Below are 22,739 nucleotides of genomic sequence, written 5' to 3'. Positions count from 1 at the left end.
GTCAGTAATGCACCACCGAACGGATCGACTTGCCTTCATGCATCAGGTCGAAGGCCTCGTTGATCTGCTCCAGGTCCATGGTGTGGGTGACGAACGGAGCCAGCTCGATGGTGCCCTTCATCGCATCTTCGACCATGCCCGGCAGCTGACTGCGGCCCTTGACCCCGCCAAACGCGGTGCCCATCCACTTGCGGCCGGTGACCAGCTGGAACGGACGGGTGGAGATTTCCTGGCCGGCACCGGCCACGCCGATGATCACCGACTGGCCCCAGCCGCGGTGCGCACATTCCAGCGCGGCCCGCATCACCTGGGTGTTGCCGATGCACTCGAAGCTGTGATCCACGCCCCAACCGGTCATTTCCACGATGACCTGCTGGATCGGCTTGTCGTGGTCCTTCGGGTTGACGCAGTCGGTGGCACCGAACTGCTGCGCCAGGTCGAACTTGGTCGGATTGGTGTCCACGGCGATGATGCGGCCGGCCTTGGCCTGGCGCGCACCCTGGATCACCGCCAGGCCGATGCCGCCCAGGCCGAACACGGCCACGGTGTCGCCTTCCTGCACCTTGGCGGTGTTGTGCACGGCACCGATGCCGGTGGTGACACCGCAGCCCAGCAGGCACACATGCTCCGGATTGGCTTCCGGATTGATCTTCGCCAGCGACACTTCGGCAACCACGGTGTATTCGCTGAAGGTCGAGCAGCCCATGTAGTGGTAGATCGGCTCGCCGTTGTAGCTGAAGCGGGTGGTGCCGTCGGGCATCACGCCCTTGCCCTGGGTGGCACGCACCGAGACGCACAGGTTGGTCTTGCCCGAGGTACAGAACAGACACTCGCCACATTCAGCGGTGTACAGCGGAATCACATGGTCGCCCGGCTTCACGCTGGTGACGCCCTCGCCTACTTCGACCACGATGCCCGCGCCTTCATGACCCAGCACCGCCGGGAACAGACCTTCCGGGTCGTCGCCGCTCAGGGTGAAGGCATCGGTGTGGCAGACACCGGTGTGAGTGATCTTGACCAGCACTTCGCCCTTCTTCGGCGGGGCGACGTCGATCTCGACGATCTTCAACGGCTGACCTGGGCCAAACGCTACAGCGGCACGGGATTTCATCACAAACACTCCAGAACAGGAAAAGAGGACACAGCGGCGCGGCGGAGCCGCGCTTACTTCAAATAGGAACGAATCAGCGCGCTCATGTCGCGCACGCGTTCAGCGCGCTGCGCATCGGATTGCGCGGGCTGGCCGAACTCCTCGCGCAGGTGCGCTTCCATCACTTCGGACATCAGCCCGTTGACCGCACCGCGGATCGCCGCGATCTGCTGCAGCACCGGGCCGCAGTCAGCGCCGGCTTCCAGCGCCCGTTCCAGCGCATCGCACTGCCCGCGGATGCGGCGCACGCGAGCCAGCACCTTTTTCTTCTCTTCGGGGGAATGGGGCATGGGCGGATCGGACCTGAACTATACTGGGGGACAGTATACACGCCAGTAAAAGGCTGGGGTACAAGCCAGCTTTCAGTGCCCGGTAAACAGGCTTCGTACCCGGCGTTTCGCGACAGGCGAATTCAGCCGGGCGAGCAGGAATCGCATCAGGTGTCCTTAATTGAACAATTCCCGGACGTCGGTCACCTTGCCATCCTCGAAGATGACATGAATGGTCTTGCGCGCCTGGTAATACTCCCAGCGCTCGCCCGTGTTGGCACCGAAACGGTTCTCCAGCTGCACCACGCGGTCGGGCTTGCCGGCAACCTGTGTGACTTTCCCTGCAGTGTCGCCGCTGCTGACCAGACGGTCACCGAAGCGGGCGCTGCTGGCCGTCGCGGCGCTGGCCACCAGACAAAGCATCAACGACCACAAGATCCTGTTCATCGTCCATCTCCTTGAAGTATCGGGTATTGATGACAAGCACTGTGCCACAAACGGGTGCTGCCAGCATCCGCCGAAGTGCCCAGGCCGTTCCACGCTAGAGTATGGCAAGTAGCCCCAACCGGCCTGCCCATGGACTTTCTGGTCAACATCGACGTGGACAGCCTGGCTCCGGCCGAGGCGTTCTACACGCGCGCCTTCGGGCTGACCCCAGGCCGACGGTTCGGTACCGATGGCGTGGAACTGCTGGGTGGACCCGCGCCGATCTACCTGCTGGTCAAGCCGTCCGGAACCTCGGCCACCCCGCAGGTGCGGGACCGCCGTGACTATCGCCGGCACTGGACGCCGGTGCACCTGGACTGGGTCGTGGATGATCTGGACGCCGCACTCGCCCAGGCGGTGAGCGCCGGCGCACGCGTGGAGCAGGCCCCGGCGATGCATGCCTGGGGGAGAATCGCGCTGTTGGCCGATCCGTTCGGCCACGGCTTCTGCCTGCTGCAGTTCGCGGGCCGCGGCTACGACGAGATCGCCAGCGCCTGAGCGTCAGCGATTGCGGAATCGGTATGCCACCGATTCCGACGATGGGCGCGCATAGGAGCGGCCGCCCACTTCGACGATGGGCAGCTCGTACATGCCATTGCGCAGCAGGCCGGCGTGGCGGAAACGCTGGTCGAACTGCGCTTCAATCGCGGGCACGTCGATGTCGTAGTAGCGCACCGGAATACCGGCGCTCTGCAGGTCGGCCAGCATGCGCCGGGTGAACCCACAGCCGGTACGCCCGAATACGTCCACTGCCGGCCCCCTGACCTGCGCCACCGGCGTGATCCTGAGCGGCTCCGGGTTGGCCATCAGGGCGGCGGCCTGCTGCGCGCGGGTCGGGAGGAAGGTGCGCTGGGCGTGCCACAGGCCGCCCACCAGGCCCAGAATCATCAGCAGTACGAAAACGCGGTTCATGGACATCCCTGTCAGGTAGGCGGTGCGCCCGCGCGAACGCTAGCACGCCGACCGGGCTGGCCTCAATCGGGCTGGCGCAGTCGCTGCGCGTCGCGTGCCGGCGGCAGCCCGAACAGGCGTGCATACTCGCGGCTGAACTGCGACGGGCTTTCGTAGCCCACCCGGTGGCCGGCGCTGGCCGCGTCCATGCCCTCGCCTACCATCAGCCGCCGCGCCTCCTGCATGCGCAGCTGCGCGCGGAAATCCAGCGGACTCATCGCGGTCACCGCTTTGAAGTGCGCATGGAAGGCGGACCGGCTCATGCCGGCCACGTCGGCCAGCGTCTCGATGCGGCTGGCATCGCGATAGTTCTCGCGCAGCCACAGGATGGCCCGCGCAATCTGCGACTGGCGGGTGTCGGTGCGGGCCATCTGGTGGAACACCTCGCCCTGCTCGCCGCTGATCAGGCGATACAGCAGCTCACGCAGGGCCAGCGGAGCCAATGCCGCAATGTCCTGCGGGGCGTCGAGCAAGGTCAGTAATCGTGTCGCTGCCTCGAGCAGGGTCGGCGTCATCGTCCCCAATGACAGTCCTGCGGCACCGTCGATCGCGGCGGTGAACGGGCGCGGATGCTGCAGGGTGAGCTCGCCCAGGAGGGCGGCATCCAGGTCCAGCTGCATGCACAGGTACGGGGCCGAAACACTGGCCTCGACCACCGCGCCCATCACCGGCAATCCCACGGTCGCCAGCAGATAGCTGGCCGGGTCGTAGTGGAACACCCGCTCGCCCAGCGCTGCGCGTTTGCGCCCCTGCGCGACAAAGCAGACCGTCGGCTCGTAGATCACCGGCATCGGCAGCGTCGGGCTGGCGCAGCGGATCAGGGTGACGCCCGGCAACCCGGTGGCGAAGGTGCCGTCATCCGGCGCATGGCGGGCAATGGCATCGCGGAAGGTGGTCAAGGCGGTCATGGCCGCATCATCGGCGACCTCTGGACGATCGTGCAAGCACGGCGGCGAGGCGTTCTACCGCCCTGACCCGCTGCCTGCCGAGAATGCCCCCTCACCTGACGATGGGAACTGCCTCATGCACACCGCAGCTTCGCTGGACCATTACCGCCTGCTGGGCCGCTCCGGCCTGCGCGTCTCACCACTCTCACTGGGCACCATGACCTTCGGGGCCGACTGGGGCTGGGGCGCGGATGAGACCGAAGCACGTCGCATTTTCGACACCTACGTGGACCGTGGCGGCAACTTCATCGACACATCGGTCAACTACACCAACGGGGCCGCCGAGCAGATCCTGGGCCGCTTCGCCAAGGCGAAGCGCGACCAGCTGGTGCTGGCCAGCAAGTACACCATGGCCCGCGATCCCGCCAACATCAACTCCGGCGGCAACCACCGCTACAACCTGGTGCGCTCGGTGGAGACCAGCCTGCGCCAGTTGGACACCGACCGCATCGACCTGATGTACGTGCATGCGTGGGACTTCACCACCAGCCCCGAGGAAGTCATGCGCGCCCTGGATGACCTGGTAGGTGCCGGCAAGCTGCTCTACCTGGGCATCTGCAACACGCCCGCCTGGCGGGTGGCGCAGATGCAGACCCTGGCGGATCTACGCGGGTGGTCGCCGCTGGTGGCGCTACAGATCGAGTACAGCCTGGTCGAGCGCACGGTCGAACACGAACTGCTGCCAATGGCACAGGCGCTGGGCCTGGGTGTACTGCCGTGGTCGCCGCTGGGCGGCGGCATCCTCACTGGCAAGTACAGCGCCGCCGATCTATCCGACGCCAACAGCGCGGACGTGGCGGGCGACCGCAAGGGCGTGATCGCCTCCATCGGCCACCTCAATGCCCGCTCGCTGGCCATTGCCGATGTGGTCGGTAGCGTCGCCGACGAACTCGGTGTCTCACGCGCACAGGTGGCGCTGGCGTGGACGCTGGCGCAGCCGGGCGTGGTGTCGCCGATCATCGGCGCACGCACGCTGGCGCAGGCGGAAGACAATCTGGGGGCACTCGCGGTAACGCTGAGCGCCGATCAACTGCAGCGCCTGGGTGCCGCCAGTGCACTGGCACCGATCTTCCCGGAGCGGTTCATCGGACGTCCAATGGCACAGCAGCTGATTTTTGGAACATCCGCCCTGCAACCTCGATAAGCCGTTACAGCTCGGTGGCGTGCAGACTGTCCACGAACGCACGCAGGGCCGAGGACATCTGCCGCTGCCGCGGGTAATACAGCACGAAGCCGGGGAACGGCTCGCTCCAGTCTTCCAGCACGGCCTGCATCTGGCCCGCGTCGAGATACGGACGGGCGGCGTCTTCCAGCACATAGGCCAGCCCGAAACCGTCCAGCACCGCGCGGATGATGGTGGTCTGCTCGCTCAGGGTCAGCCGGCCCTGCACGTCCAGCTCCAGTGACTGCCCGTCGCGGTCGAACTGCCACTTGTACAGATGGCCGCTGGCGAAGCGGAAGCGGATGCATTCGTGCTGCAGCAGATCGTGCGGGTGTTGTGGCGCGGGATGACGCGAAAGATAGCCGGGCGATCCCACGATCATCCCGCGCAGGGGCCGTCCCAGCGGCACGGCCACCATGTCCTCGGGTACGAACTCATGCAGGCGCACGCCGGCATCAAAGCCTTCGGAGACGATGTCGACCAGGCCATCGTTCTCGGTCAATTCAAGCCGCACGTCCGGATGCGCGTGCAGAAAGCGGGTCAGGCGCGGGCCGAGCTGGGTCGGCACGGCGGCACGCGCGGCATTGATGCGCAGCAGGCCGGCCGGCGCGGCGCGGAAGTGGTTCATTTCCTCCAGCGCGTCGCTCACCTGGTGCAACGCTGGCTGCAGCCGGTCCAGCAGGCGCTGGCCGGCCTCGGTCAGGGCCACGCTGCGGGTGGTCCGGTGGAACAGCCCGACCCCCAGCCGCTCCTCCAGGGCCCGGATCGCATAGCTCACCGCCGAGGTCGACAGGGTCAGCTCGGCTCCGGCCTTGCGGAAGCTGCGGTGGCGGGCCACGGCGGCAAATGCAGCCAGGTGGGTCAGGTTGTCGGTGGCCATGATTATCCAGTCTGCCTTGATGACACATGCCGAAATCGGGACTCCCGGTGCCTCGGGCGCGCGGGTATTGTAAAGCGCCTTTCCACAAACCCCAGGAGTCCCCCCATGTCACTTGCCCGTGGTTACGCCGTGCATGACAACCAGGCCCCGCTGGTGCCCTTCACCTTCGAGCGCCGCGCGGTCGGTGCCGATGACGTGCGCATCCAGATCCTCTACAGCGGCATCTGCCACTCCGACCTGCACCAGGCGCGTGACGACTGGGGTGGCGCAATGTTCCCGATGGTGCCGGGCCACGAGATCATCGGCCGCGTTACCGAAGTCGGTGCCAACGTCACCCGCTTCAAGGTTGGCGACTTTGCCGGCGTGGGCTGCATGGTCGACTCGTGCCGTCGTTGCGACGCCTGCGAACACGACCTGGAGCAGTACTGCGAAAAGGGCCCGACCTACACCTACAACAGCAAGGAACGCGGCAGCGACCAGCTGACCTACGGCGGCTACTCCGACCACGTGGTGGTGGAACAGCGCTTCGTGGTCAAAGTGTCGGAGAAGCTCGACCTGAAGGCGGCCGCGCCGCTGCTGTGCGCAGGCATCACCACGTATTCGCCGCTGCGGCACTGGAAGGTCGGTCCCGGCCAGAAGGTAGGCGTGATCGGCCTGGGTGGCCTCGGCCACATGGGCGTGAAGTTCGCCAAGGCGATGGGCGCGACCGTCGTGATGATCACCACCACCCCGGAAAAGGGAGCCGATGCCAAGCGCCTGGGGGCCGATGAAGTGCTGGTCTCGCGCGACCCGGCGCAGATGAAGGCGCATGCCGGCAGCTTCGATTTCCTGCTCAATACCATTCCGGTCAGCCACGACACCAACCCGTACATGTCGCTGCTGAAGCGCGATGCGACCATGTGCCTGGTCGGCGTGATCACCGAGCTGGATCCGCCGTTGAACGGCTCCAGCGTGATCTTCGGACGCAAGCACGTGACCGGCTCGGCGATTGGTGGCATGGCCGAAACCCAGGAAATGATGGACTTCTGTGCCGAACACAACATCGTCAGCGACGTGGAAGTGATCGACATCAAGACCGTCAACGAAGCCTGGGCGCGCATGGCGAAGAACGACGTGCGTTACCGGTTTGTCATCGACATGGCGACCTTGGCCGCATGAATGAAAAACCCCGGCATCGCCGGGGTTTTTTCTGGGAGGCTCAGTACGCGAACTGCGAGAACACCGGGTCCACGTTCTGGTCCCACTCCCCGTGGTACAGCGCCAGCTTGCGCTCGGCCGGGGTCAGGCCGGAATCGACGATTTCCTGCAGCACTTCCAGGAAGCGGCTTTCGTCCTGGCCATCGACATTGCGTGCCGCACGGCGCTGCAGGCCGGCCACCGCGATCTTCACCGCCTCGCGGGCCAGGTCGCGCACGGTACCGTTGCGGAAAGGCAGGTTCATCGCTTGGCGCGGCACACCGTCGCGCAGCGCGTGGCGCTCGGTCAGGCTGAAGTCCTTGACCAGATCCCACGCCGCGTCCAACGCGGTCTCGTCATACAACAACCCCACCCAGAACGCGGGCAGCGCACACAGGCGGCTCCACGGGCCGGCGTCGGCACCGCGCATTTCCAGGTACTTCTTCAGGCGCACTTCCGGGAACGCGGTGGTCATGTGGTCCGACCAGTCGCGCAGCGTCGGCAGCGCGCCCGGCAACACCGGCAACCTGCCCTGCATGAAGTCGCGGAAGCTCTGCCCGCTCGCGTCGTGATACACGCCATCGCGGTAGGAGAAGTACATCGGGACATCCAGCAGATAGTCCACGTACCGCTCGTAACCGAAGCCATCTTCGAACACGAAGTCCAGCATGCCGGTGCGGTCGGCGTCGGTATCGGTCCAGATGTGCGAGCGGTAGCTGAGGTAGCCGTTCGGCTTGCCCTCGGTGAACGGCGAATCGGCGAACAGCGCGGTGGCGATCGGCTGCAACGCCAGCGACACCCGGAACTTCTTCACCATGTCCGCTTCAGTGGCGTAGTCCAGGTTGACCTGCACCGTGCAGGTGCGGGTCATCATGTCCAGGCCCAGCTGCCCGACCTTGGGCATGTATTCGCGCATGATCCGGTAGCGCCCCTTGGGCATCCAGGGCATGTCAGCGCGCGCCCACTTCGGCTGGAAGCCCATGCCGAGGAAGCCCAGCTGCAGCTCGGCGGCGACCTGTGCCACCTCGTTGAGGTGGGTGCCCGTTTCCACGCAGGTCTGATGGATGGTCTCCAGTGCCGCACCGGAAAGTTCCAGCTGGCCGGCCGGTTCCAGCGTCACCGATGCACCATCGCGCAGCAGCGCGATGGTGCGGCCGCCTTCCTGCACCGGAGCCCAGCCAAAGCGGGTCAGTCCGGTCAGCAGCGCCTCGATCCCGCGGTCGCCGTCGAAGGTCGGAGGACGCAGGTCATCCAGGCGGAAGCCGAATTTCTCGTGCTCGGTGCCGATGCGCCACTGCGCCTTGGGCTTTTCGCCGGAGGCCAACGTGGCGACCAGTTCATTGCGGTCGGTGATCGGCGTCTCGGCGACGTGGCTGGGGCTCGACAAGGGGTGGCTCGCAGAATTCGGGGCGGGGAACGCGATGTGGGGCTGGGGGCCCGGCGTCGCAAGGGCGCACTATATCGCGCTGCCTGCGTACAACGTGTCACCGTGGCGGGTTGCTGCATTCCACCGGATGCCCCTTGACGCTAACCGCGGCTGCGGCGCTTCCCAGCGCGCCATGGGCTGAAACCGACAGAGATCGGCAACAGCCGGAAGTGATCACGCGGGTATCGACCAACGGTCCATACCTACCGGCGGTAGCGCCCGCCCGTTGGTCGGGCGGCCACGATCATGCGGCCTCAGGTGCCGGCTTGTTCAAGCCCAGCCAGCCACCGATGATGCCGCGCGCTTCGTCCACGCCCTGGCGGGCCGGGCCGGAGAAGGTCTGCACGCTGACGGTGTCGCCGAACGAGGACTGCAGGTCCTTGCGCACCTTCTGCAGGGCGATGCCCTGCTGGCCACGGCCGAGCTTGTCGGCTTTGGTCAGCAGCGCATGTGCCGGCAGGCCGCGCTGCACGGCGTAGCCCAGCATCTGCCGGTCGTAGTCCTTCAGCGGGTGGCGGATGTCCATCACCACCACCAAGCCGCGCAGGGCCTCGCGGGTGCGAAAGTACTGGTCGATGAAGGCCTGCCAATGCGCCTGCAGGTCCAGCGGAACCTTGGCGTAGCCGTAGCCGGGCAGATCGACCAGCTTGGCCTCGGGAGTGACCTCGAAGAACACCAGCTGCTGGGTGCGGCCGGGGGTCTTGGAAACCCGGGCGAGCCCGTTCTGGCGGGTCAGGGCGTTGAGGGCACTGGACTTGCCGGCGTTGGAGCGACCGGCAAAGGCGACTTCGGCCCCGACATCGTCCGGCAATTGCCGGATGTTGTGGGCCGAGAGCAGGTAATGGGCGCGTTCTAGGAGCAATGACATGTGCATAGGATCGCATGTCCGGGGCGGATGCGCCGCAGCCGGGGGCTTTTGCCGCACTGCCGCGTTGACCCCGGCGCAAACCGGCATGGATAATCGGCCGATCCCCGCGGGTGCACCCAGCACCTGCCAGGCCGGTCCACACGGAGCTTCCGCATGCGCCATGCTCGCGTTCTTGCCGTTTCCGCTGTTGCTGTATCGCTGCTGGCCGCTGTTGCGGTCGCCCAGACCTCTATCACCCCGTTGCCCGACAACGCGCCGGTGAAGACCGCCTCGCTCGAGGTGGATTTCAGCAAGACCACCTGGGGTGACCCCAAAGCCGGTCAGGCCAAGGCGGCGGCCTGCGCGGCCTGCCACTCGGCCGATGGCAACTCGACGGTGGAGATGTACCCGAGCATTGCCGGCCAGAGTGAACGCTATGCGGCCCAGCAGATGGCGCTGATCGCCAACGGCCAGCGCAGTTCCGGGGCGGCGGCGGCGATGGTGCCCTTTGTACAGGACCTGACCCCTCAGGACATGCGCGATATCGGTGCCTACTTCGCCACCCAGAAGGCCAACGCGGGCCTGGCCGATGACAGCGTGGTCGCCGACGGGCCCTACAAGGGCCTGAAGTTCTACGAGGTTGGCCAGCAGCTCTATCGCGGTGGCGATGCCCAGCGCGGCCTTCCCGCCTGCATGGCCTGCCATGGTCCCACCGGTGCGGGCAACCCGGGTCCGGCGTATCCGCACATAGGCGGCCAGCACGCCAGCTATGTGGCGCGCCGCCTGCAGGAATACCAGGCCGGGGTGACCCAGGAAACCGACAAGGCGCACTTCCAGATCATGGCCAGCATCGCCAAGTCGTTGACCGAACAGGAAATCCAGGCACTCGGCAGCTACCTGCAGGGGCTGCACAACCGCGCCGACGACGTGGCTGCCGCGCCCGCGCGAACCCCTTGAACCGTTCGCCCACGACCGACGGCAGGTGCGCCTGCCGCGTGGTCAGGGTATGTTCCCCTTCACGCCGGCATCAGGCCGGCGTTGTTTTTCCGATGGAGACGGATGTTGAAGACGTTGATCCCCCGCCTGATGCTGTTGCTGCTGGCCCTTTCCCCCTTGGCCGTACTGGCCGCTCCGGCTTCGGCCCCGCTGGTGGAAGGCAAAGACTATGAGGTGCTGGCGAACCCCGGCACGTTTGCCCCGGCCGGCGGCCGGATCGAAGTGGTGGAAGTGTTCGGCTACACCTGCCCGCACTGTGCGCACTTCGAGCCGTCGCTGGAAGCCTGGGCGAAGAAGCTGCCCAAGGATGTCAACTTCATTCCGGTCCCCGCCGCGTTTGGTGGCCCTTGGGATTCCTTCGCACGTGCCTACTACGCCGCCAAACAGGTCGGTGTCGCCAAGCGCAGCCATGCCGCCATGTTCAAGGCCCTGCATGAGGACGGCTCACTGCCGATGCAGAACATCGCCCCGGACGAGCTGGCTACGTTCTACAAGCAGTACGGCGTCGAGCCTGACCGCTACATCGCGGCGCTGAAGAGCGAGGCGGTGGACCAGAAACTGGCTGCTGCGCGCGCCTTCGCCAAGCGGACCCAGATTCCCGGCACCCCGTCGATGATCATCAACGGCAAGTATCTGGTCACCGCCAATGGCTTTGACGAGCAGCTGCGCGTTGCCAGCGCCCTGATCGCCCGCGAACGCGGTGCCAAGGCTCGCTGAACCCTCACACCCCCTGCACGCGGCGGTGGGCTGACCGCGTGTCATCATTCCCCCCTGGCCGGCGCATGACGCGCCGGCTTTCCCCTGCTCTATCGCTGGAGACGCTTCCATGAAGACCCGTTTCGCCCTCGCCCTTGTGGCCCTGTTGCCGATCCTGGTGGCCTGCCAGGCCAAGGACGGCAGTGAAAACACCACCGCCCCGGCAACCCCGGCCGCGACCGAAGCGCCGATCACGGATCCGGCCTCCATCAAGCCGGAAACCAGCGCCGCCAGCGGCGAGACTGCAGCCGCCGAGCAGGCCGCTGCAGAAGCCGGTGCGCAGACCCCGGCCGAGACCGGTCCGGCTCCGGCCGCCACCGCCCCGGTGGGCCCGGCTCCGGTGGAAGGCACCGACTACATCGTGCTGAAGGCCGGTGCGCCGTTCGCCCCGGCGACCGGCAAGATCGAAGTGGCTGAGATCTTCGGTTTCGTCTGCCCGGCCTGCAATGCATTCCAGCCGATGGTGGGCCCGTGGAAGGCCGGCCTGCCCAGCGACGTGAACTTCGTCTACGTGCCGGCGATGTTTGGCGGCACCTGGGACACCTACGGCAGGGCCTTCTTCGCCGCACAGAACCTGGGCGTTGAAGAGAAGACCCACGACGCGCTGTATGCCGCGATCCACGTCAACAACGAGCTGAAGGGCGAGCGCGGTCGCGACACTCCGGAAGACATCGCCAACTTCTACGCCAAGCACGGCGTGGACGCGAAGAAGTTCGTGAGCGAAATGAACGGCTTCTCGGTCAGCGGCCAGATCAACAAAGCCAAGCAGTTTGCCCAGCGCAGCGAGATCACCGGCACCCCGTCGATCGTGGTCAACGGCAAGTACCTGGTCAAGGGCAAGGGCTTTGCAGACACGCTGCGCGTGGCCGATCACCTGATCGCCCGCGAACGTGCCGCCAAGGCCAACTGAGTTCTGAAGTACCAAGAGAAACCGTGGTGACAACCCCCAACACCCGGACCCTGCGTCTGCTGACGGCCAACATCCAGGCCGGTTCCAGTACCCGCCGGTACAGCGACTATGTGACCCGCAGCTGGTCACATGCGCTGCCGGCGGGACGCAAACGGACCAGCCTGGACGCCATCGCCCAGCTGGCCCGCGGTCATGACATCGTCGGCCTGCAGGAGGCCGACCCCGGCAGCCTGCGCTCAGGCTTCACCAACCAGACCCACTATCTGGCCCAGCGTGCCGGCTTCAACTACTGGAGCCATCAGCCCAACCGCCGCATGGGCGGCGTCGCCTCCAGTGCAAATGGTCTGCTGAGCCGGTTGGAGCCGGTGGAAGTCCAGGACCACGCCCTCCCCGGCCGCATCGGCGGGCGCGGTGTGCTGCTGGCCAAGTTTGGCGAGGGCAACGAAGGCCTGCTGGTGGCCGTGGCGCACCTGTCATTGGGCACCAACTCGCGCATGTCGCAGTTGGCGTTCATTGCCGAGCTGTTGAGCGACCACCCCAATGCCGTGCTGATGGGCGACTTCAACTGCCTGGCCGACCGGCCGGAGATGCAGGCGCTCTATCAGAAGACCACCCTGCAGCCGCCCGGCTGCGCGGTGCCGACCTTTCCCAGCTGGCGGCCCGACCGCGCCATCGACCACATCCTGCTCAGCAGCAACCTGCAGCAGCGCAGTGCCGAAGCGGTACCGGCGGCGTATTCGGATCATCTGGCGCTTGCGATGGAGATCGATGTGCCAGCGGAAGCGGTGCGCTAGGCAACGCCTGGATCTGGCATCGCGCTGACACGCATGGCGTGTCACTACCGTCGGCATCCCGTAGTGACGCGCCATGCGCGTCATCGCGGTGCCCGGAGGCCGACGCGGTGGTCAGGTGTTGATCGGCATCTGCGTCGGCTTTGCGGTCAACGTACTTCCCACCGACGCCAGCACGGTGCAGCCAATCGCCGTCCACTGCAGCACGGTCAGATGCTCGGCCAGCAGGCCCATCGCCAGCAATGCGGCCACCGCCGGTTCCATGCTGATCAGAATGCCGAAGGTTTCCTTCGGCAGCCGCTTGAGCGCCATCATCTCCAGCCACATGGGAATGGCGCTGGACACAATCGCCACACCCAGTCCGAACAGCAGGATCTTCGGGTCCAACAGTGCCGCGCCGGCATGCGCCACGCCGACCGGCACCACCACCAGCGCGGCCGCACACATGCCCAGCGATACCGTGTGCCCGGCCGGTAGATGGCCGGCCCGCTTGCCGAAGATGATGTACATCGCCCAGCACGCCGCCGCACCCAGCGCAAACATCACCCCGGTGGGGTCCAGCGGCTCGCCGTGGCCCAGCGGCAGCAGCAACAGCAGCCCGGCCACCGCACAGCCCACCCAGAGGAAGTCGATCGGCCGGCGCGATGACCACATCGCCACCGCCAACGGACCGCAGAACTCGATCGCCACCGCGATCCCGAACGGGATGGTCCGCAGCGCCATGTAGAACATCAGATTCATTGCGCCCAAGGTCAGGCCGTAGCGCAGGATCGCGCCCGCGTCGGTACGCGTTGTGGTCCAGCGCCAGGGCCGGAACACGGCCAGCAACACCAGCGCCGAGAAGCCTACGCGCAGCGCGCTGGTGCCCTGCGCGCCGATCAGCGGGAACAGCTGTTTGGCGAACGAGGTACCGACCGCGAGCGCGGTGACGGAGCCGAGGACGGCCAGAACGGGAAGCAGCGAGGCATGGCGCGAGGTCGACATCGCGGGAGGATAGTGCCGATTGGGGCAGCCGGATATCCCGTAGAGCCACGCCCTGCGTGGCTGCGCGGTGCCAGGCACGGTCGAAGCCACGCAGGGCGTGGCTCTACGAGCCTTTTATCGCTGCTTCGATTCGGGCCACGTCGATCTTCGTCATTGTCATCATCGCCTCGAAGGCGCGCTTGGCCACCGCCGGATCGCTGCTGGTGAACGCCTCGGTCAGCACACGCGGGGTGATCTGCCAGGACAGGCCCCATTTGTCGCGGCACCAGCCACACTCGCTTTCCTGGCCCCCATTGCCGACGATGGCGTCCCAGTAGCGGTCGGTCTCGGCTTGGTCGTCAGTGGCGACCTGGAAGGAGAACGCCTCGCTGTGCTTGAACGCCGGTCCGCCGTTCAACCCGATGCAGGGAATGCCCAGCACGGTGAAGTCCACGGTCAGCACATCCCCCGCCTTGCCCGCCGGGTAGTCCGACGGGGCCCGGTGCACCGCGTTGACCGCACTGTCCGGGAAGGTGGCGGCATAGAAGGTGGCCGCCTCCAGCGCGGCGCCGTCGTACCAGAGACAGATCGTGTTCTTGGCAATCATCAGGGCGCTCCCGCCGGTGGATTGCCCGCCATCCTGGCCCGCGACGTGTTAAGACCAGGCCAGAAGCGCGACTGGGTGTCGCATTGCGCCTGACAATGATTCGCATTAACATAGCGTGATCCCGTTCACACCAGGAAGGTGCGGCGGCGATCAGTTACCGAGCCCGGTGCTTTGGATTCAAGGCCCAGCCACGACCTGCCCCCTCCTATTTCGCGCACCGCCTGGCTCAGCGTGGAGAGTTGCCTGGCGCGCGCCGCTGCCCAGGAACCGCTGATGACCCGTCGCACTGCCGTGCTGTCCCGCCGCCTGCCCCACCACCGCCTGCCGCAGGCGCTGCTGGTCGCGCTGGCCACCTTTGCTGCTGCCCCGGCATTTGCCCAGGACAGCACCGACGCCACCACCCTGGACAAGATCGTGGTCAAGGGCGAGCGCGCGGAAGGGTTCTCGGTGCGCCGCACCTCCGCCGGTACCCGCTTCAACCTCGCCCCGCGCGAGATTCCGCAGTCGATCAGCATCATCAGCCACCAGCGCATCGAGGACCAGAATCTCGACGACATTCTCGACGTGCTGAGCAACACCACCGGCGTCAGCAGCACCCAGTCCGACACCGAGCGCACCGAGTTCTATGCGCGCGGCTTCTACATCGACAGCTACCAGTTCGACAACCTGCCCACCCAGATGGTGCAGAACTGGAGCTACGGCGATTCCGGCCTGGATCTGGCCATCTATGACCGCGTGGAAATCGTGCGCGGTTCCACCGGCCTGCTGACCGGTGCCGGCAACCCGTCGGCCTCGGTCAACCTGATCCGCAAGCACGCCGACAGCGCCGAGCTGACCGGCAGCGTCTCCGTCAACGTCGGCAGCTGGGGCCGTACCCGCAGCACTGTCGACGTGACCACCCCGCTGAACAAGAGCGGCTCGGTACGCGCCCGCGTCATTGGCAGCTACCTGGACACCGAATCGCAGATGGACCGCTACGACCAGCACAAGACGCTGGGCTATGCGGTGATCGACGCCGACCTGACCCCGGACACCCAGCTGAGCGTGGGCTACGACTACCAGCAGAAGCGCGCCAATGGCGCGACCTGGGGCGGCTTCCCGATGCTGTACTCCGACGGCAGCTCGACCGGCTACGACGAGACATTCAACTCGGCCGCCAAGTGGACCTACTGGGACACCACCAGCAAGCGCGCGTTCGCCACGCTGGAGCACGACTTCAACGAGGACTGGATGGTCCGCATCGGCGCGACCCATGATGAAACCAAGGCCGACGACAAGCTGTTCTACCCGGCGTATAACGACTGGGTGACCGGTGCGTCGCTGTTCGACCGCGAAACCGGTGCGGGCGTTTCTCCGTCTGCCGGCTTCTACAACACCGAGCGCAAGGTCAACGCGGTGGATGGCTACTTCAGCGGCGCGTTTGAGCTGTTCGGCCTGAAGCATGAAGTGATGGGCGGCCTGAGCTACAACAAGCGCGAGTACCTGAACGCAGGCAGCTATGTTGTAGGCGGCCCGACCCAGCCCTGGGACCCGTTCACCAGCTACCTGAACTGGACCGGCGACATCAGCGAACCGAACTGGGGCGACATGGCGCAGCAGAGCCGCGGCACGATCACCCAGAAGGGTGCCTATGCCGCGACCCGTCTGTCGCTGGCCGAGCCACTGAAGCTGATCCTGGGCGCGCGCTACACCGACTGGAGCCTGGACGGCATCGAAGGCACCACGGTCAGCAAGTTCAGCCACAAGGTGACGACGCCATATGCCGGCCTGGTGTATGACTTCAATGACACCTGGAGCACGTACGCCTCCTACACCGAGATCTTCCAGCCGCAGACCCTGCGCAACCAGCAGGGCGGCTATCTGGACCCGGTGGACGGCAAGAGCTACGAAGTCGGCGTCAAGGCGGCATGGTTCGATGATCGCCTGAATGCCTCGGCCGCCGTGTTCCGCATCGAACAGGACAACGTCGGCCAGGCGACCACTCAGCTGGTTCCTGGGAGTGAGTTCGAGTTCGCCTACGTCGGCGCGCGTGGCACTGTCAGCCGCGGCTTCGAAGTGGAAGTGAACGGCGAGCTGGCCCCGGGCTGGAATGCCAGCTTCGGTGCGTCGCGCTACGTGGCCAAGGACGCCGACGGCACCGACATCAACACCCGTCTGCCGCAGACCGCGATCAAGCTGTTCACCAGCTACACCCCGCAGTCGATGACCGACCTGACCTTCGGTGGTGGTGCCAACTGGCAGAACCGCATCTACTACCCGGTGCCGGCCTATGGCCAGATCGAACAGGGCGGCTATGCACTGGTGAATGCCTTCGTGCGCTACCGCATCGCCCCGCAGTTCAGTGTTCAGGCCAACCTGAACAACCTGCTGGACAAGAAGTATCTGTCGCAGGTGAATGGTTACGGTGCCTTCGGCGACGAGCGCAACGGCTCGATCACGTTTACCTGGTCGTTCTGATTCGTGGTTGCCACGTAGAGCCGGGCTTGCCCGGCTGCACGGAACAACACGGCAACACGCACAAGGCCCGGGATTTCCCGGGCCTTGCGCTTTTGGGTCTCGGTATTCTTACCGTCGCGCCTGCAGCACTTCTTCGGATGCCTCCGGCGTGCCCACGCCCTACCCTGCCCGGACCTCCCCTCGCAGGACGACTCTCATGGCCGCCCAAAAACCGAACATCCTGTTCGTGATGGCCGATGACATCGGCTGGTTCAACATCAGCTGCAACAACAACGGCGTGATGGGGTACCACACCCCCAACATCGACCGCATCGCGCGTGAAGGGGCCAACTTCACCGACTTCTACGGCCAGCAGAGCTGCACGGCCGGACGTGCCGCATTCATCACCGGCCAGTCGCCGATCCGCACCGGGCTGACCAAGGTCGGCATGCCCGGTGCCACGCTGGGCTTGAGCTTCGAAGACCCGTCCATTGGCGAGTTCCTCAAGCACTTCGGCTACGCCACCGGCCAATTCGGCAAGAACCATCTCGGCGACCGCAACGAGCACCTGCCCACCGTGCACGGTTTCGATGAGTTCTTCGGCAACCTGTATCACCTCAATGCCGAAGAAGAGCCTGAGTATCCGAACTATCCCAAGGACCCTGCGTTCCGCAAGAAGTACGGTCCACGTGGCGTACTCAAGTGCAAGGCCATCGACAAGGAAGACGCCACCGTCGACGAACAGTTCGGCAAGGTCGGCCGGCAGCAGATCGAGAACACCGGCCCGCTGACCCGCAAGCGCATGGAGACCGTGGATGAGGAGTTCCTCGCATCCGCCCTGGACTTCATCACGCGCAAGTCGCAGGCCAACGAGCCGTGGTTCTGTTACTTCAACCCCACCCGCATGCACGTGTTCACTCACCTCAAGCCAGCATCGCAAGGTGTGACTGGGCTGGGCACCTACCCGGACGGCATGGTCGAGCTGGATGGCTACGTCGGCCAGTTGCTGGACAAGCTTGATGAACTCAACGTTGCAGACAACACTATCGTGGTATTCACCACCGACAACGGGGCCGAAGTGTGCACGTGGCCCGACGGCGGCACCACGCCCTTCCGTGGCGAGAAGGACAGCAACTGGGAAGGCGGCTGGCGGGTGCCGTGCGTGATGCGCTGGCCGGGCGTGATCGAACCGGGACGGGTGATCAACGACATCGCCTCGTTGCAGGATTTCATTCCCACCTTCGCTGCCGCCAATGACGAGCCGGACCTGGTCGAAAAGGTGAAGAAGGGCTACAGCATGGGCGGGCGCACCTACAAGGTACACATGGACGGAGTCAACCTGCTGCCCTATTTGTCGGGCAAGAGCCAAGATGCCCCACGCGAAGGCTTCATCTACTGGAGCGATGACGGAGAATGCATGGGCGTGCGCCTGGGCCGCTGGAAGGTGGTGTTTGCCGAGCAGCGTGCGGTGGGCCTGCAAAGCTGGCGCGAGCCGCTGTCGGAAATGCGTATACCAAAGTTCTTCGACCTGCGTGCCGATCCGTTCGAGCGCGGTGAGGAGAGCTTCAAGTACAACGACTGGTTCCTCGAGCAGAACTTCCTGCTGTACGCCGCGCCACCTATGCTGGCGCAGTGGCTGCAGAGCTTCAAGGAATTTCCGCCGCGTGCGCGTGCGGCCAGCTTCAGCATCGACCGCGTGATGGACGCAATGCTGCCGAAGTCGTGATGCGAAAGCGGGGCACCGGGCATTGCCCGGTGCCCCTTACATCAGAACCGCAGGTCCGCGCGCAGGTACCAGTAACGCCCACGCGGGATGTCATACGTGGAGGCGTCATAGCCGTTCAACGAGCACGACAGGCAAATCGGCGGATCCTTGTCGAAGGCGTTGTTCAAGCCTGCGCTCAGCTGCAGCCCCTTCATCCAGTCGATCTTATAGCCCACCTGGAAATCGTGGTACGTGGTGGCTGACAGCGTATTGGTCCCCGCCGCCTGATCGCTGCAGACCGGGAAGGTGGAGGCATCACCGCATTGCTCGGTCAGTTCGGAAATGTGCCGCACCGTCCACGACGCATTCCACGCGCCCAGGCTCCAGCCCAGCGTGGCGTTGCTGGTCCACTCCGGAATCGAGCTGTTCACCACTTCGATGCCCGGCTCCTGCGGCTGCTTCTGGCCCGCAGCACCCAGCGCCTCGTAGCGACCGACGAAGGTGTTCTGCCAGCCGATCTTGAACTGGCCGATGTCGCTCTGTGGCAGCGTCCAGAACAGGTCCACGTCCCAGCCATCGGTCTTGATCGAGCCGAGGTTGGTCAGCCGGTTGTTGAAGGCGCTGACCGCGCCGGTGCTCGCACGGCTGATGCCATCGCAGTACACAGAATCCAGCGTATCCACGCACAGGTCCAGCTGGGTCTGCGCATCGATGGCCTGGATCGCCCCTTCAATATGGTGGCGGTAGAAGGTCACTTCCACGTCAAAGCGTTCGGACCACGAGGTGTTGCTGCCGAACCACGGGCTCCACACAAAGCCGGCGCTGAAACTGCGCGAACGCTCCGGGTCCAGTTCGGGATTGCCGCCGGTGGTGACCGAGATCTGCGAATTGGCCTGCTGGAAGCCGGCCGGCACGCCCAGCGCCGCGCAGTTGGCCGCGCTGCCACGCGGTGGTGTACCGCCCAGGCCGACCGAGCACGGATCGAACAACTGCAGGTCCGCGCGCGCGGCCGAGCCGTACAGCTCACCGATGGACGGGGCACGGAAGCCCTCGGCGTAGCTGGTGCGCAGCACGAAGTCGTTGGTCACCTGCCAGCGCAGGCCGTATTTCGGCGTGAACTCGCCACCGAAGGTCGAGTAGTCCGAGTAGCGTCCGGCCAAGCTCAGATCCATCTTCGAGCCGATCTCGGTGTTGGCGAAGATCGGAACGCTCAACTCCAGGTACGCTTCGTTGACGTCATACGAACCGGAGGTCGGCAACGACGGCACACCGTTGTAATGGCCGCGCACGGTCAGCGGATCCGGGGTGTAGGACCCTTCGTACTTGCGGTACTCATAACCGGTCGCGAACGACACCGGTCCGGCCGGAAGGTTGAACAGGTCACTGCTCAGGTTGGCGGTGAACAGGCTCAGCTCGTTGACGCTGCGGTCGCGCACCACCGGCTGGATCCACTGCAGCATCTCGGGCGTGATCGTACCGGGGCCGCCGAAGATGTTCAGCGGCACGCATCCCGGCGTCGCCGCACACACGGCCGGGTCGCCCAGCGCCATGTTCACCTTGAAGATGTCGTAGCTGCCATAGTTGGTCTGTTCGGCCTTGTTCTTGCTGTACATGCCGTTGACGTCCCAGTACCAGCTGCGGTCGGCGGCGTCGAAGTTGCCGACCAGGCCGGTGGCGAAGTACTGCGTGTTGACCTCCTGCTCGAAGACACGCGCGCCACCCTCCACCGGACGGCGGCCGACCATGCTCAGGTTGCTCGACGAATCCAGGTCGAAGCCGAACGGGTTGTACGGATTCAGTGCCGAGATGACGATGTTGTCGGCCAGCGGGTTGCCGGTGGCACCGTCAGGACCGAAGAACAGCGGCTCGGGGGCGGCCTGGTTGGTGGACTCACGGCGGTTGCCCAGTGCCTTGATGTACCACTGCACGTTGTCGGTGATGTCGAAGCGGAACTGGCCGAAGATGCCCTTGCGCTCGGACGGGGTCAGCAGCAGGTTGTACTCGGCGAAGTTGAAGCGGTCCGCCGTGGCGAAGCAATGGTAGTCGTCGGTGCGGTCACAACCGCCCACACCGTTGAAGGTGGGGTTGGTCACCCCGTTATTGGGCGTGATGTTGTAGTCGATCCCCGTATTGGGGTCGGTGAACATGAAGCGGCCATTCGGCGTGGCAGAGCTGCCGAAGGTCAGGCCGGTGCCCGGGATCGGCACGCGTGACTGTTCGCGGGTGCTTGCATACACCGGGTCCTGCTTGGTCCAGCTGGCACCCAGGAACAGGCTGTAGCGGTCCCCACTCGTGCCCCAAGCCAGGTCCACGCCCTTCTGGGTGCCGTCGCCCTTGCTGTACTCACCGTAGTTGAGGGTGACTTGTCCGCCGTCGAACTCACGGCGGGTGATGATGTTGACCACGCCGGCAATGGCGTCCGAGCCATACAGCGAAGACGCGCCATCTTCGAGCACTTCGATGCGCTCTACGATGGCCAGGGGGATGGTATTGAGGTCGGTGGCCGCGCCCACGCCGGAGGCCGAAGACTCGTTCACCCAGCGGATGCCGTCCACCAGCACCAGCACGCGCTTGGCCCCGAGGTGGCGCAGGTCAACCTGGGCCGAACCCGCGCCCACGCCGCTACCGTCAGGGGGGAAGCCGAAGTTGCCGGAGGAGTTGAACTTGGCGTTCAGCGCCGAACCGGAGCCGGTCAGCTGCTGCAGCACTTCACCGATGGAGTTCAGGCCGGTCTGCTCGATCTGCTCGCGGCTGAGGGTCTGGATCGGCACCTGGCCCTCGACTTCGGCGCGCTTGATGCGGGTACCGGTGACGTCGACGCGGTCCAGTTCGGTGGTGGGGCGAGGTGTTTCCTGGGCGCTGGCCAGCGCGGGTACAACCAACAGGCACAACGCGACAGCAACCGCCAAGGGGCGGTGATGCAGGGTGTTCATTCGCTCTCTCTCCAAAGGAATGTTGGTCTGGGACCGCCGCGCTCCCCCTTGAAACGCGGCGGCCCTTCCTTTGTAAACAACCTGTAAAGATGAAGGCGTGATGAAAACCCCGCTTTCACGCGGGTTTTACAAAAAAGACAGCCTTGGTCGGCCCATATCGGTTATCTCACGAAGCTGATGCGGTCCATATGGGCATTGCTGGCCGCCGCCAGCACCTTGGCCATCACGTCGTATTCGGCCTCCGGGCTGGTGTCGATACGCAGCACGGGCAGATTGCCGGCGTTGGCCTGCGCCACGTCCTGCATGCGCCCGTGCAGTGAAGAGACAGCGACCGCCTGCCCGTTCCAGAACACCTGGTTGCCGGCATCCACCCGCAGCTCGATCGGAGGGGGCGGTTCAATGGGCTGCGCGATGTCGGTGCGCTGGGGCAGATTGACCGGAATGGGGCGGGCGATCATTGGCGCGGTGACAATGAAGATGATCAGCAACACCAGCATGACATCGACCAGTGGAGTGACGTTGATGTCGGCCAGGGGGCCGGAGGAAGAAGAGCCTGCTGCGCTGAATGCCATGGTGATATCCCCGTATGCGAACGATGTGGAATCCCGGTAGCGCACGACCGTTGGTCGTGCGTCCCCGACATTACGCCCGCGCCAGCGGCCTGTTCAGGGTGTGCTGAAGTTACGTTCATCCACCGGTAGGTTTACCTACGCCGGCCTTCACCGCAGCCCGCTATCCTTTTGGGCATGAATCGACTTTCCCCGCTCCTGCTCAGCGCCGCTGCCGCTGCCGTTGCCGTCGCCGCGGCTCTCCCCGCCCGGGCGCAGAGCCTCGACGCGCAGCGCGCGCAGATCAAAACCGCCATCGACAGCGCCGAACGCGGCCAGTTCAACCCAGCCCAGGCCGGCGGACTGAGCCAGCATCCCCTGTACGGCTGGCTGGAGTACGCCAATCTGCGCCGCAACATCGACACGGTCAGCACCGCCCAAGCGCAGGACTTCCTCAAGCGCTACAACGGCCAGGCCGTGGCCACCAGCTTCCGCAGCGTGTGGCTGCCGGCCGTGGCGCGCCGCCAGGACTGGAACACCCTGCTGGCCAACTGGGTTCCCACCGACAACGTGGGCCTGCGTTGTGCGCAGCTCAATGCGCGTCAGGCCACTGGAAAGGCCGATGCGCAGTGGGTGAGTGATGCCCAAGCGATCTGGAAGAGCACCGGCAAGTCGTTGCCCGATGCCTGCGACCCGGTATTCGCCGTACTTGACGCCAAGGGCGGGCTGAGCGCCGAGCTACGCTGGGCCCGCATCGACGCTGCGGCGGACGAGCAGCAGCCGGCGGTCATGCGCAGCGC

Annotated in this window: 21 protein-coding genes and 1 pseudogene; 10 read left to right on the top strand and 12 right to left on the bottom strand. The window is 65.4% G+C overall.

What is annotated here, in order from left to right; translation table 11 throughout:
* Position 1: 1 nt before the first annotated feature.
* The 3 genes from EGJ34_RS10275 to EGJ34_RS10265 all read right to left on the bottom strand — a co-directional run bounded on the left by EGJ34_RS10275 (position 2) and on the right by EGJ34_RS10265 (position 1,866).
* Positions 2 to 1,111: an S-(hydroxymethyl)glutathione dehydrogenase/class III alcohol dehydrogenase gene (locus EGJ34_RS10275; protein ID WP_125360388.1), complete on the bottom strand. Its 1,110-nt coding sequence runs from the start codon at positions 1,109 to 1,111 to the stop codon at positions 2 to 4.
* Positions 1,112 to 1,164: 53 nt separating this feature from the next.
* Positions 1,165 to 1,440, bottom strand: coding sequence for a formaldehyde-responsive transcriptional repressor FrmR (gene frmR / locus EGJ34_RS10270; protein WP_125360387.1), 276 nt, complete (start codon positions 1,438 to 1,440; stop codon positions 1,165 to 1,167).
* Positions 1,441 to 1,596: 156 nt separating this feature from the next.
* Positions 1,597 to 1,866, bottom strand: a complete 270-nt coding sequence (locus EGJ34_RS10265) for a DUF2845 domain-containing protein (RefSeq protein WP_125360386.1) — start codon at positions 1,864 to 1,866, stop codon at positions 1,597 to 1,599.
* 129 nt (positions 1,867 to 1,995) lie between these two features.
* On the opposite strand from EGJ34_RS10265, the gene EGJ34_RS10260 reads away from it, so the two are divergent.
* Positions 1,996 to 2,403: a VOC family protein gene (locus tag EGJ34_RS10260; protein WP_125360385.1), complete on the top strand. Its 408-nt coding sequence runs from the start codon at positions 1,996 to 1,998 to the stop codon at positions 2,401 to 2,403.
* A gap of 3 nt (positions 2,404 to 2,406) precedes the next feature.
* On the opposite strand, the gene EGJ34_RS10255 is transcribed toward EGJ34_RS10260, so the two are convergent.
* On the bottom strand, positions 2,407 to 2,817 hold the full coding sequence (locus EGJ34_RS10255; protein WP_125360384.1) for a hypothetical protein: 411 nt from the start codon (positions 2,815 to 2,817) through the stop codon (positions 2,407 to 2,409).
* Positions 2,818 to 2,879: 62 nt separating this feature from the next.
* A complete protein-coding gene (locus EGJ34_RS10250) occupies positions 2,880 to 3,764 on the bottom strand; it encodes an AraC family transcriptional regulator (protein WP_125360383.1) in 885 nt (294 codons plus the stop codon).
* Between the two features lie 115 nt (positions 3,765 to 3,879).
* On the opposite strand from EGJ34_RS10250, the gene EGJ34_RS10245 reads away from it, so the two are divergent.
* Positions 3,880 to 4,947 (top strand): aldo/keto reductase, encoded by a 1,068-nt coding sequence (locus tag EGJ34_RS10245; RefSeq protein WP_125360382.1) that lies wholly within the window; start codon positions 3,880 to 3,882, stop codon positions 4,945 to 4,947.
* Between the two features lie 4 nt (positions 4,948 to 4,951).
* Here EGJ34_RS10245 and EGJ34_RS10240 read toward each other — a convergent pair whose 3' ends face one another.
* Complete coding sequence (locus tag EGJ34_RS10240) at positions 4,952 to 5,845, bottom strand: LysR family transcriptional regulator (RefSeq protein WP_125360381.1); 894 nt, start codon at positions 5,843 to 5,845, stop codon at positions 4,952 to 4,954.
* 105 nt (positions 5,846 to 5,950) lie between these two features.
* Here EGJ34_RS10240 and EGJ34_RS10235 point away from each other — a divergent pair, with 105 nt between their 5' ends.
* Positions 5,951 to 7,003, top strand: coding sequence for an NAD(P)-dependent alcohol dehydrogenase (locus EGJ34_RS10235; protein ID WP_125360380.1), 1,053 nt, complete (start codon positions 5,951 to 5,953; stop codon positions 7,001 to 7,003).
* 40 nt (positions 7,004 to 7,043) lie between these two features.
* Here EGJ34_RS10235 and EGJ34_RS10230 read toward each other — a convergent pair whose 3' ends face one another.
* Both EGJ34_RS10230 and yihA read right to left on the bottom strand, forming a co-directional pair.
* The gene (locus tag EGJ34_RS10230; RefSeq protein ID WP_125360379.1) at positions 7,044 to 8,408 is read right to left on the bottom strand and encodes a glutamate--cysteine ligase; all 1,365 of its coding nucleotides are present in this window, start codon (positions 8,406 to 8,408) and stop codon (positions 7,044 to 7,046) included.
* Between the two features lie 283 nt (positions 8,409 to 8,691).
* Positions 8,692 to 9,315, bottom strand: a complete 624-nt coding sequence (gene yihA / locus EGJ34_RS10225; protein WP_125360378.1) for a ribosome biogenesis GTP-binding protein YihA/YsxC — start codon at positions 9,313 to 9,315, stop codon at positions 8,692 to 8,694.
* Between the two features lie 153 nt (positions 9,316 to 9,468).
* On the opposite strand from yihA, the gene EGJ34_RS10220 reads away from it, so the two are divergent.
* The 4 genes from EGJ34_RS10220 to EGJ34_RS10205 all read left to right on the top strand — a co-directional run bounded on the left by EGJ34_RS10220 (position 9,469) and on the right by EGJ34_RS10205 (position 12,750).
* On the top strand, positions 9,469 to 10,251 hold the full coding sequence (locus tag EGJ34_RS10220) for a c-type cytochrome (protein ID WP_125360377.1): 783 nt from the start codon (positions 9,469 to 9,471) through the stop codon (positions 10,249 to 10,251).
* A 102-nt stretch (positions 10,252 to 10,353) separates the two neighbouring features.
* The gene (locus EGJ34_RS10215; RefSeq protein WP_125360376.1) at positions 10,354 to 11,007 is read left to right on the top strand and encodes a thiol:disulfide interchange protein DsbA/DsbL; all 654 of its coding nucleotides are present in this window, start codon (positions 10,354 to 10,356) and stop codon (positions 11,005 to 11,007) included.
* Positions 11,008 to 11,116: 109 nt separating this feature from the next.
* Positions 11,117 to 11,956 (top strand): thiol:disulfide interchange protein DsbA/DsbL, encoded by an 840-nt coding sequence (locus EGJ34_RS10210; protein WP_125360375.1) that lies wholly within the window; start codon positions 11,117 to 11,119, stop codon positions 11,954 to 11,956.
* A 56-nt stretch (positions 11,957 to 12,012) separates the two neighbouring features.
* A complete protein-coding gene (locus EGJ34_RS10205; protein ID WP_185750136.1) occupies positions 12,013 to 12,750 on the top strand; it encodes an endonuclease/exonuclease/phosphatase family protein in 738 nt (245 codons plus the stop codon).
* Between the two features lie 111 nt (positions 12,751 to 12,861).
* Here EGJ34_RS10205 and EGJ34_RS10200 read toward each other — a convergent pair whose 3' ends face one another.
* Together EGJ34_RS10200 and EGJ34_RS10195 are read right to left on the bottom strand one after the other, a co-directional pair.
* Positions 12,862 to 13,731, bottom strand: a complete 870-nt coding sequence (locus EGJ34_RS10200; RefSeq protein ID WP_125360373.1) for an EamA family transporter — start codon at positions 13,729 to 13,731, stop codon at positions 12,862 to 12,864.
* 103 nt (positions 13,732 to 13,834) lie between these two features.
* Entirely contained in the window at positions 13,835 to 14,317 is a 483-nt protein-coding gene (locus tag EGJ34_RS10195) for a VOC family protein (RefSeq protein WP_125360372.1), read from the bottom strand.
* Between the two features lie 273 nt (positions 14,318 to 14,590).
* Between EGJ34_RS10195 and fhuE the strand changes: the two genes are divergently transcribed.
* Both fhuE and EGJ34_RS10185 read left to right on the top strand, forming a co-directional pair.
* Positions 14,591 to 16,774 (top strand): ferric-rhodotorulic acid/ferric-coprogen receptor FhuE, encoded by a 2,184-nt coding sequence (gene fhuE, locus EGJ34_RS10190; RefSeq protein ID WP_125360371.1) that lies wholly within the window; start codon positions 14,591 to 14,593, stop codon positions 16,772 to 16,774.
* A 196-nt stretch (positions 16,775 to 16,970) separates the two neighbouring features.
* Positions 16,971 to 18,479, top strand: a complete 1,509-nt coding sequence (locus EGJ34_RS10185) for an arylsulfatase (protein WP_125360370.1) — start codon at positions 16,971 to 16,973, stop codon at positions 18,477 to 18,479.
* Between the two features lie 41 nt (positions 18,480 to 18,520).
* Here the strand turns inward: EGJ34_RS10185 and EGJ34_RS10180 are convergent, their stop codons facing one another.
* Both EGJ34_RS10180 and EGJ34_RS10175 read right to left on the bottom strand, forming a co-directional pair.
* On the bottom strand, positions 18,521 to 21,391 hold the full coding sequence (locus EGJ34_RS10180; RefSeq protein ID WP_125360369.1) for a TonB-dependent receptor: 2,871 nt from the start codon (positions 21,389 to 21,391) through the stop codon (positions 18,521 to 18,523).
* Between the two features lie 161 nt (positions 21,392 to 21,552).
* The gene (locus tag EGJ34_RS10175) at positions 21,553 to 21,963 is read right to left on the bottom strand and encodes a biopolymer transporter ExbD (protein WP_125360368.1); all 411 of its coding nucleotides are present in this window, start codon (positions 21,961 to 21,963) and stop codon (positions 21,553 to 21,555) included.
* Between the two features lie 174 nt (positions 21,964 to 22,137).
* Between EGJ34_RS10175 and EGJ34_RS10170 the strand changes: the two are divergent.
* Positions 22,138 to 22,739 (top strand): annotated as a pseudogene (locus EGJ34_RS10170) (lytic murein transglycosylase); the annotation flags it as partial.

The organism is Stenotrophomonas sp. 278 (genome assembly GCF_003935715.1).
Classification (GTDB): Bacteria; Pseudomonadota; Gammaproteobacteria; order Xanthomonadales; family Xanthomonadaceae; genus Stenotrophomonas; species Stenotrophomonas maltophilia_AH.
The sequence above is the reverse complement of the archived record's forward strand: the minus strand, read 5'-3'. Positions and strand labels throughout refer to the sequence as shown.

What these genes read in the sequence shown, in the direction of transcription:
- EGJ34_RS10275 (WP_125360388.1), bottom strand. Translation starts at nt 1,111, where the DNA reads ATGAAATCCCGTGCCGCTGTAGCGTTTGGCCCAGGTCAGCCGTTGAAG.
- frmR (WP_125360387.1), bottom strand. Translation starts at nt 1,440, where the DNA reads ATGCCCCATTCCCCCGAAGAGAAGAAAAAGGTGCTGGCTCGCGTGCGC.
- EGJ34_RS10265 (WP_125360386.1), bottom strand. Translation starts at nt 1,866, where the DNA reads ATGAACAGGATCTTGTGGTCGTTGATGCTTTGTCTGGTGGCCAGCGCC.
- EGJ34_RS10260 (WP_125360385.1), top strand. Translation starts at nt 1,996, where the DNA reads ATGGACTTTCTGGTCAACATCGACGTGGACAGCCTGGCTCCGGCCGAG.
- EGJ34_RS10255 (WP_125360384.1), bottom strand. Translation starts at nt 2,817, where the DNA reads ATGAACCGCGTTTTCGTACTGCTGATGATTCTGGGCCTGGTGGGCGGC.
- EGJ34_RS10250 (WP_125360383.1), bottom strand. Translation starts at nt 3,764, where the DNA reads ATGACCGCCTTGACCACCTTCCGCGATGCCATTGCCCGCCATGCGCCG.
- EGJ34_RS10245 (WP_125360382.1), top strand. Translation starts at nt 3,880, where the DNA reads ATGCACACCGCAGCTTCGCTGGACCATTACCGCCTGCTGGGCCGCTCC.
- EGJ34_RS10240 (WP_125360381.1), bottom strand. Translation starts at nt 5,845, where the DNA reads ATGGCCACCGACAACCTGACCCACCTGGCTGCATTTGCCGCCGTGGCC.
- EGJ34_RS10235 (WP_125360380.1), top strand. Translation starts at nt 5,951, where the DNA reads ATGTCACTTGCCCGTGGTTACGCCGTGCATGACAACCAGGCCCCGCTG.
- yihA (WP_125360378.1), bottom strand. Translation starts at nt 9,315, where the DNA reads ATGTCATTGCTCCTAGAACGCGCCCATTACCTGCTCTCGGCCCACAAC.
- EGJ34_RS10220 (WP_125360377.1), top strand. Translation starts at nt 9,469, where the DNA reads ATGCGCCATGCTCGCGTTCTTGCCGTTTCCGCTGTTGCTGTATCGCTG.
- EGJ34_RS10215 (WP_125360376.1), top strand. Translation starts at nt 10,354, where the DNA reads ATGTTGAAGACGTTGATCCCCCGCCTGATGCTGTTGCTGCTGGCCCTT.
- EGJ34_RS10210 (WP_125360375.1), top strand. Translation starts at nt 11,117, where the DNA reads ATGAAGACCCGTTTCGCCCTCGCCCTTGTGGCCCTGTTGCCGATCCTG.
- EGJ34_RS10200 (WP_125360373.1), bottom strand. Translation starts at nt 13,731, where the DNA reads ATGTCGACCTCGCGCCATGCCTCGCTGCTTCCCGTTCTGGCCGTCCTC.
- EGJ34_RS10195 (WP_125360372.1), bottom strand. Translation starts at nt 14,317, where the DNA reads ATGATTGCCAAGAACACGATCTGTCTCTGGTACGACGGCGCCGCGCTG.
- fhuE (WP_125360371.1), top strand. Translation starts at nt 14,591, where the DNA reads ATGACCCGTCGCACTGCCGTGCTGTCCCGCCGCCTGCCCCACCACCGC.
- EGJ34_RS10185 (WP_125360370.1), top strand. Translation starts at nt 16,971, where the DNA reads ATGGCCGCCCAAAAACCGAACATCCTGTTCGTGATGGCCGATGACATC.
- EGJ34_RS10180 (WP_125360369.1), bottom strand. Translation starts at nt 21,391, where the DNA reads ATGAACACCCTGCATCACCGCCCCTTGGCGGTTGCTGTCGCGTTGTGC.
- EGJ34_RS10175 (WP_125360368.1), bottom strand. Translation starts at nt 21,963, where the DNA reads ATGGCATTCAGCGCAGCAGGCTCTTCTTCCTCCGGCCCCCTGGCCGAC.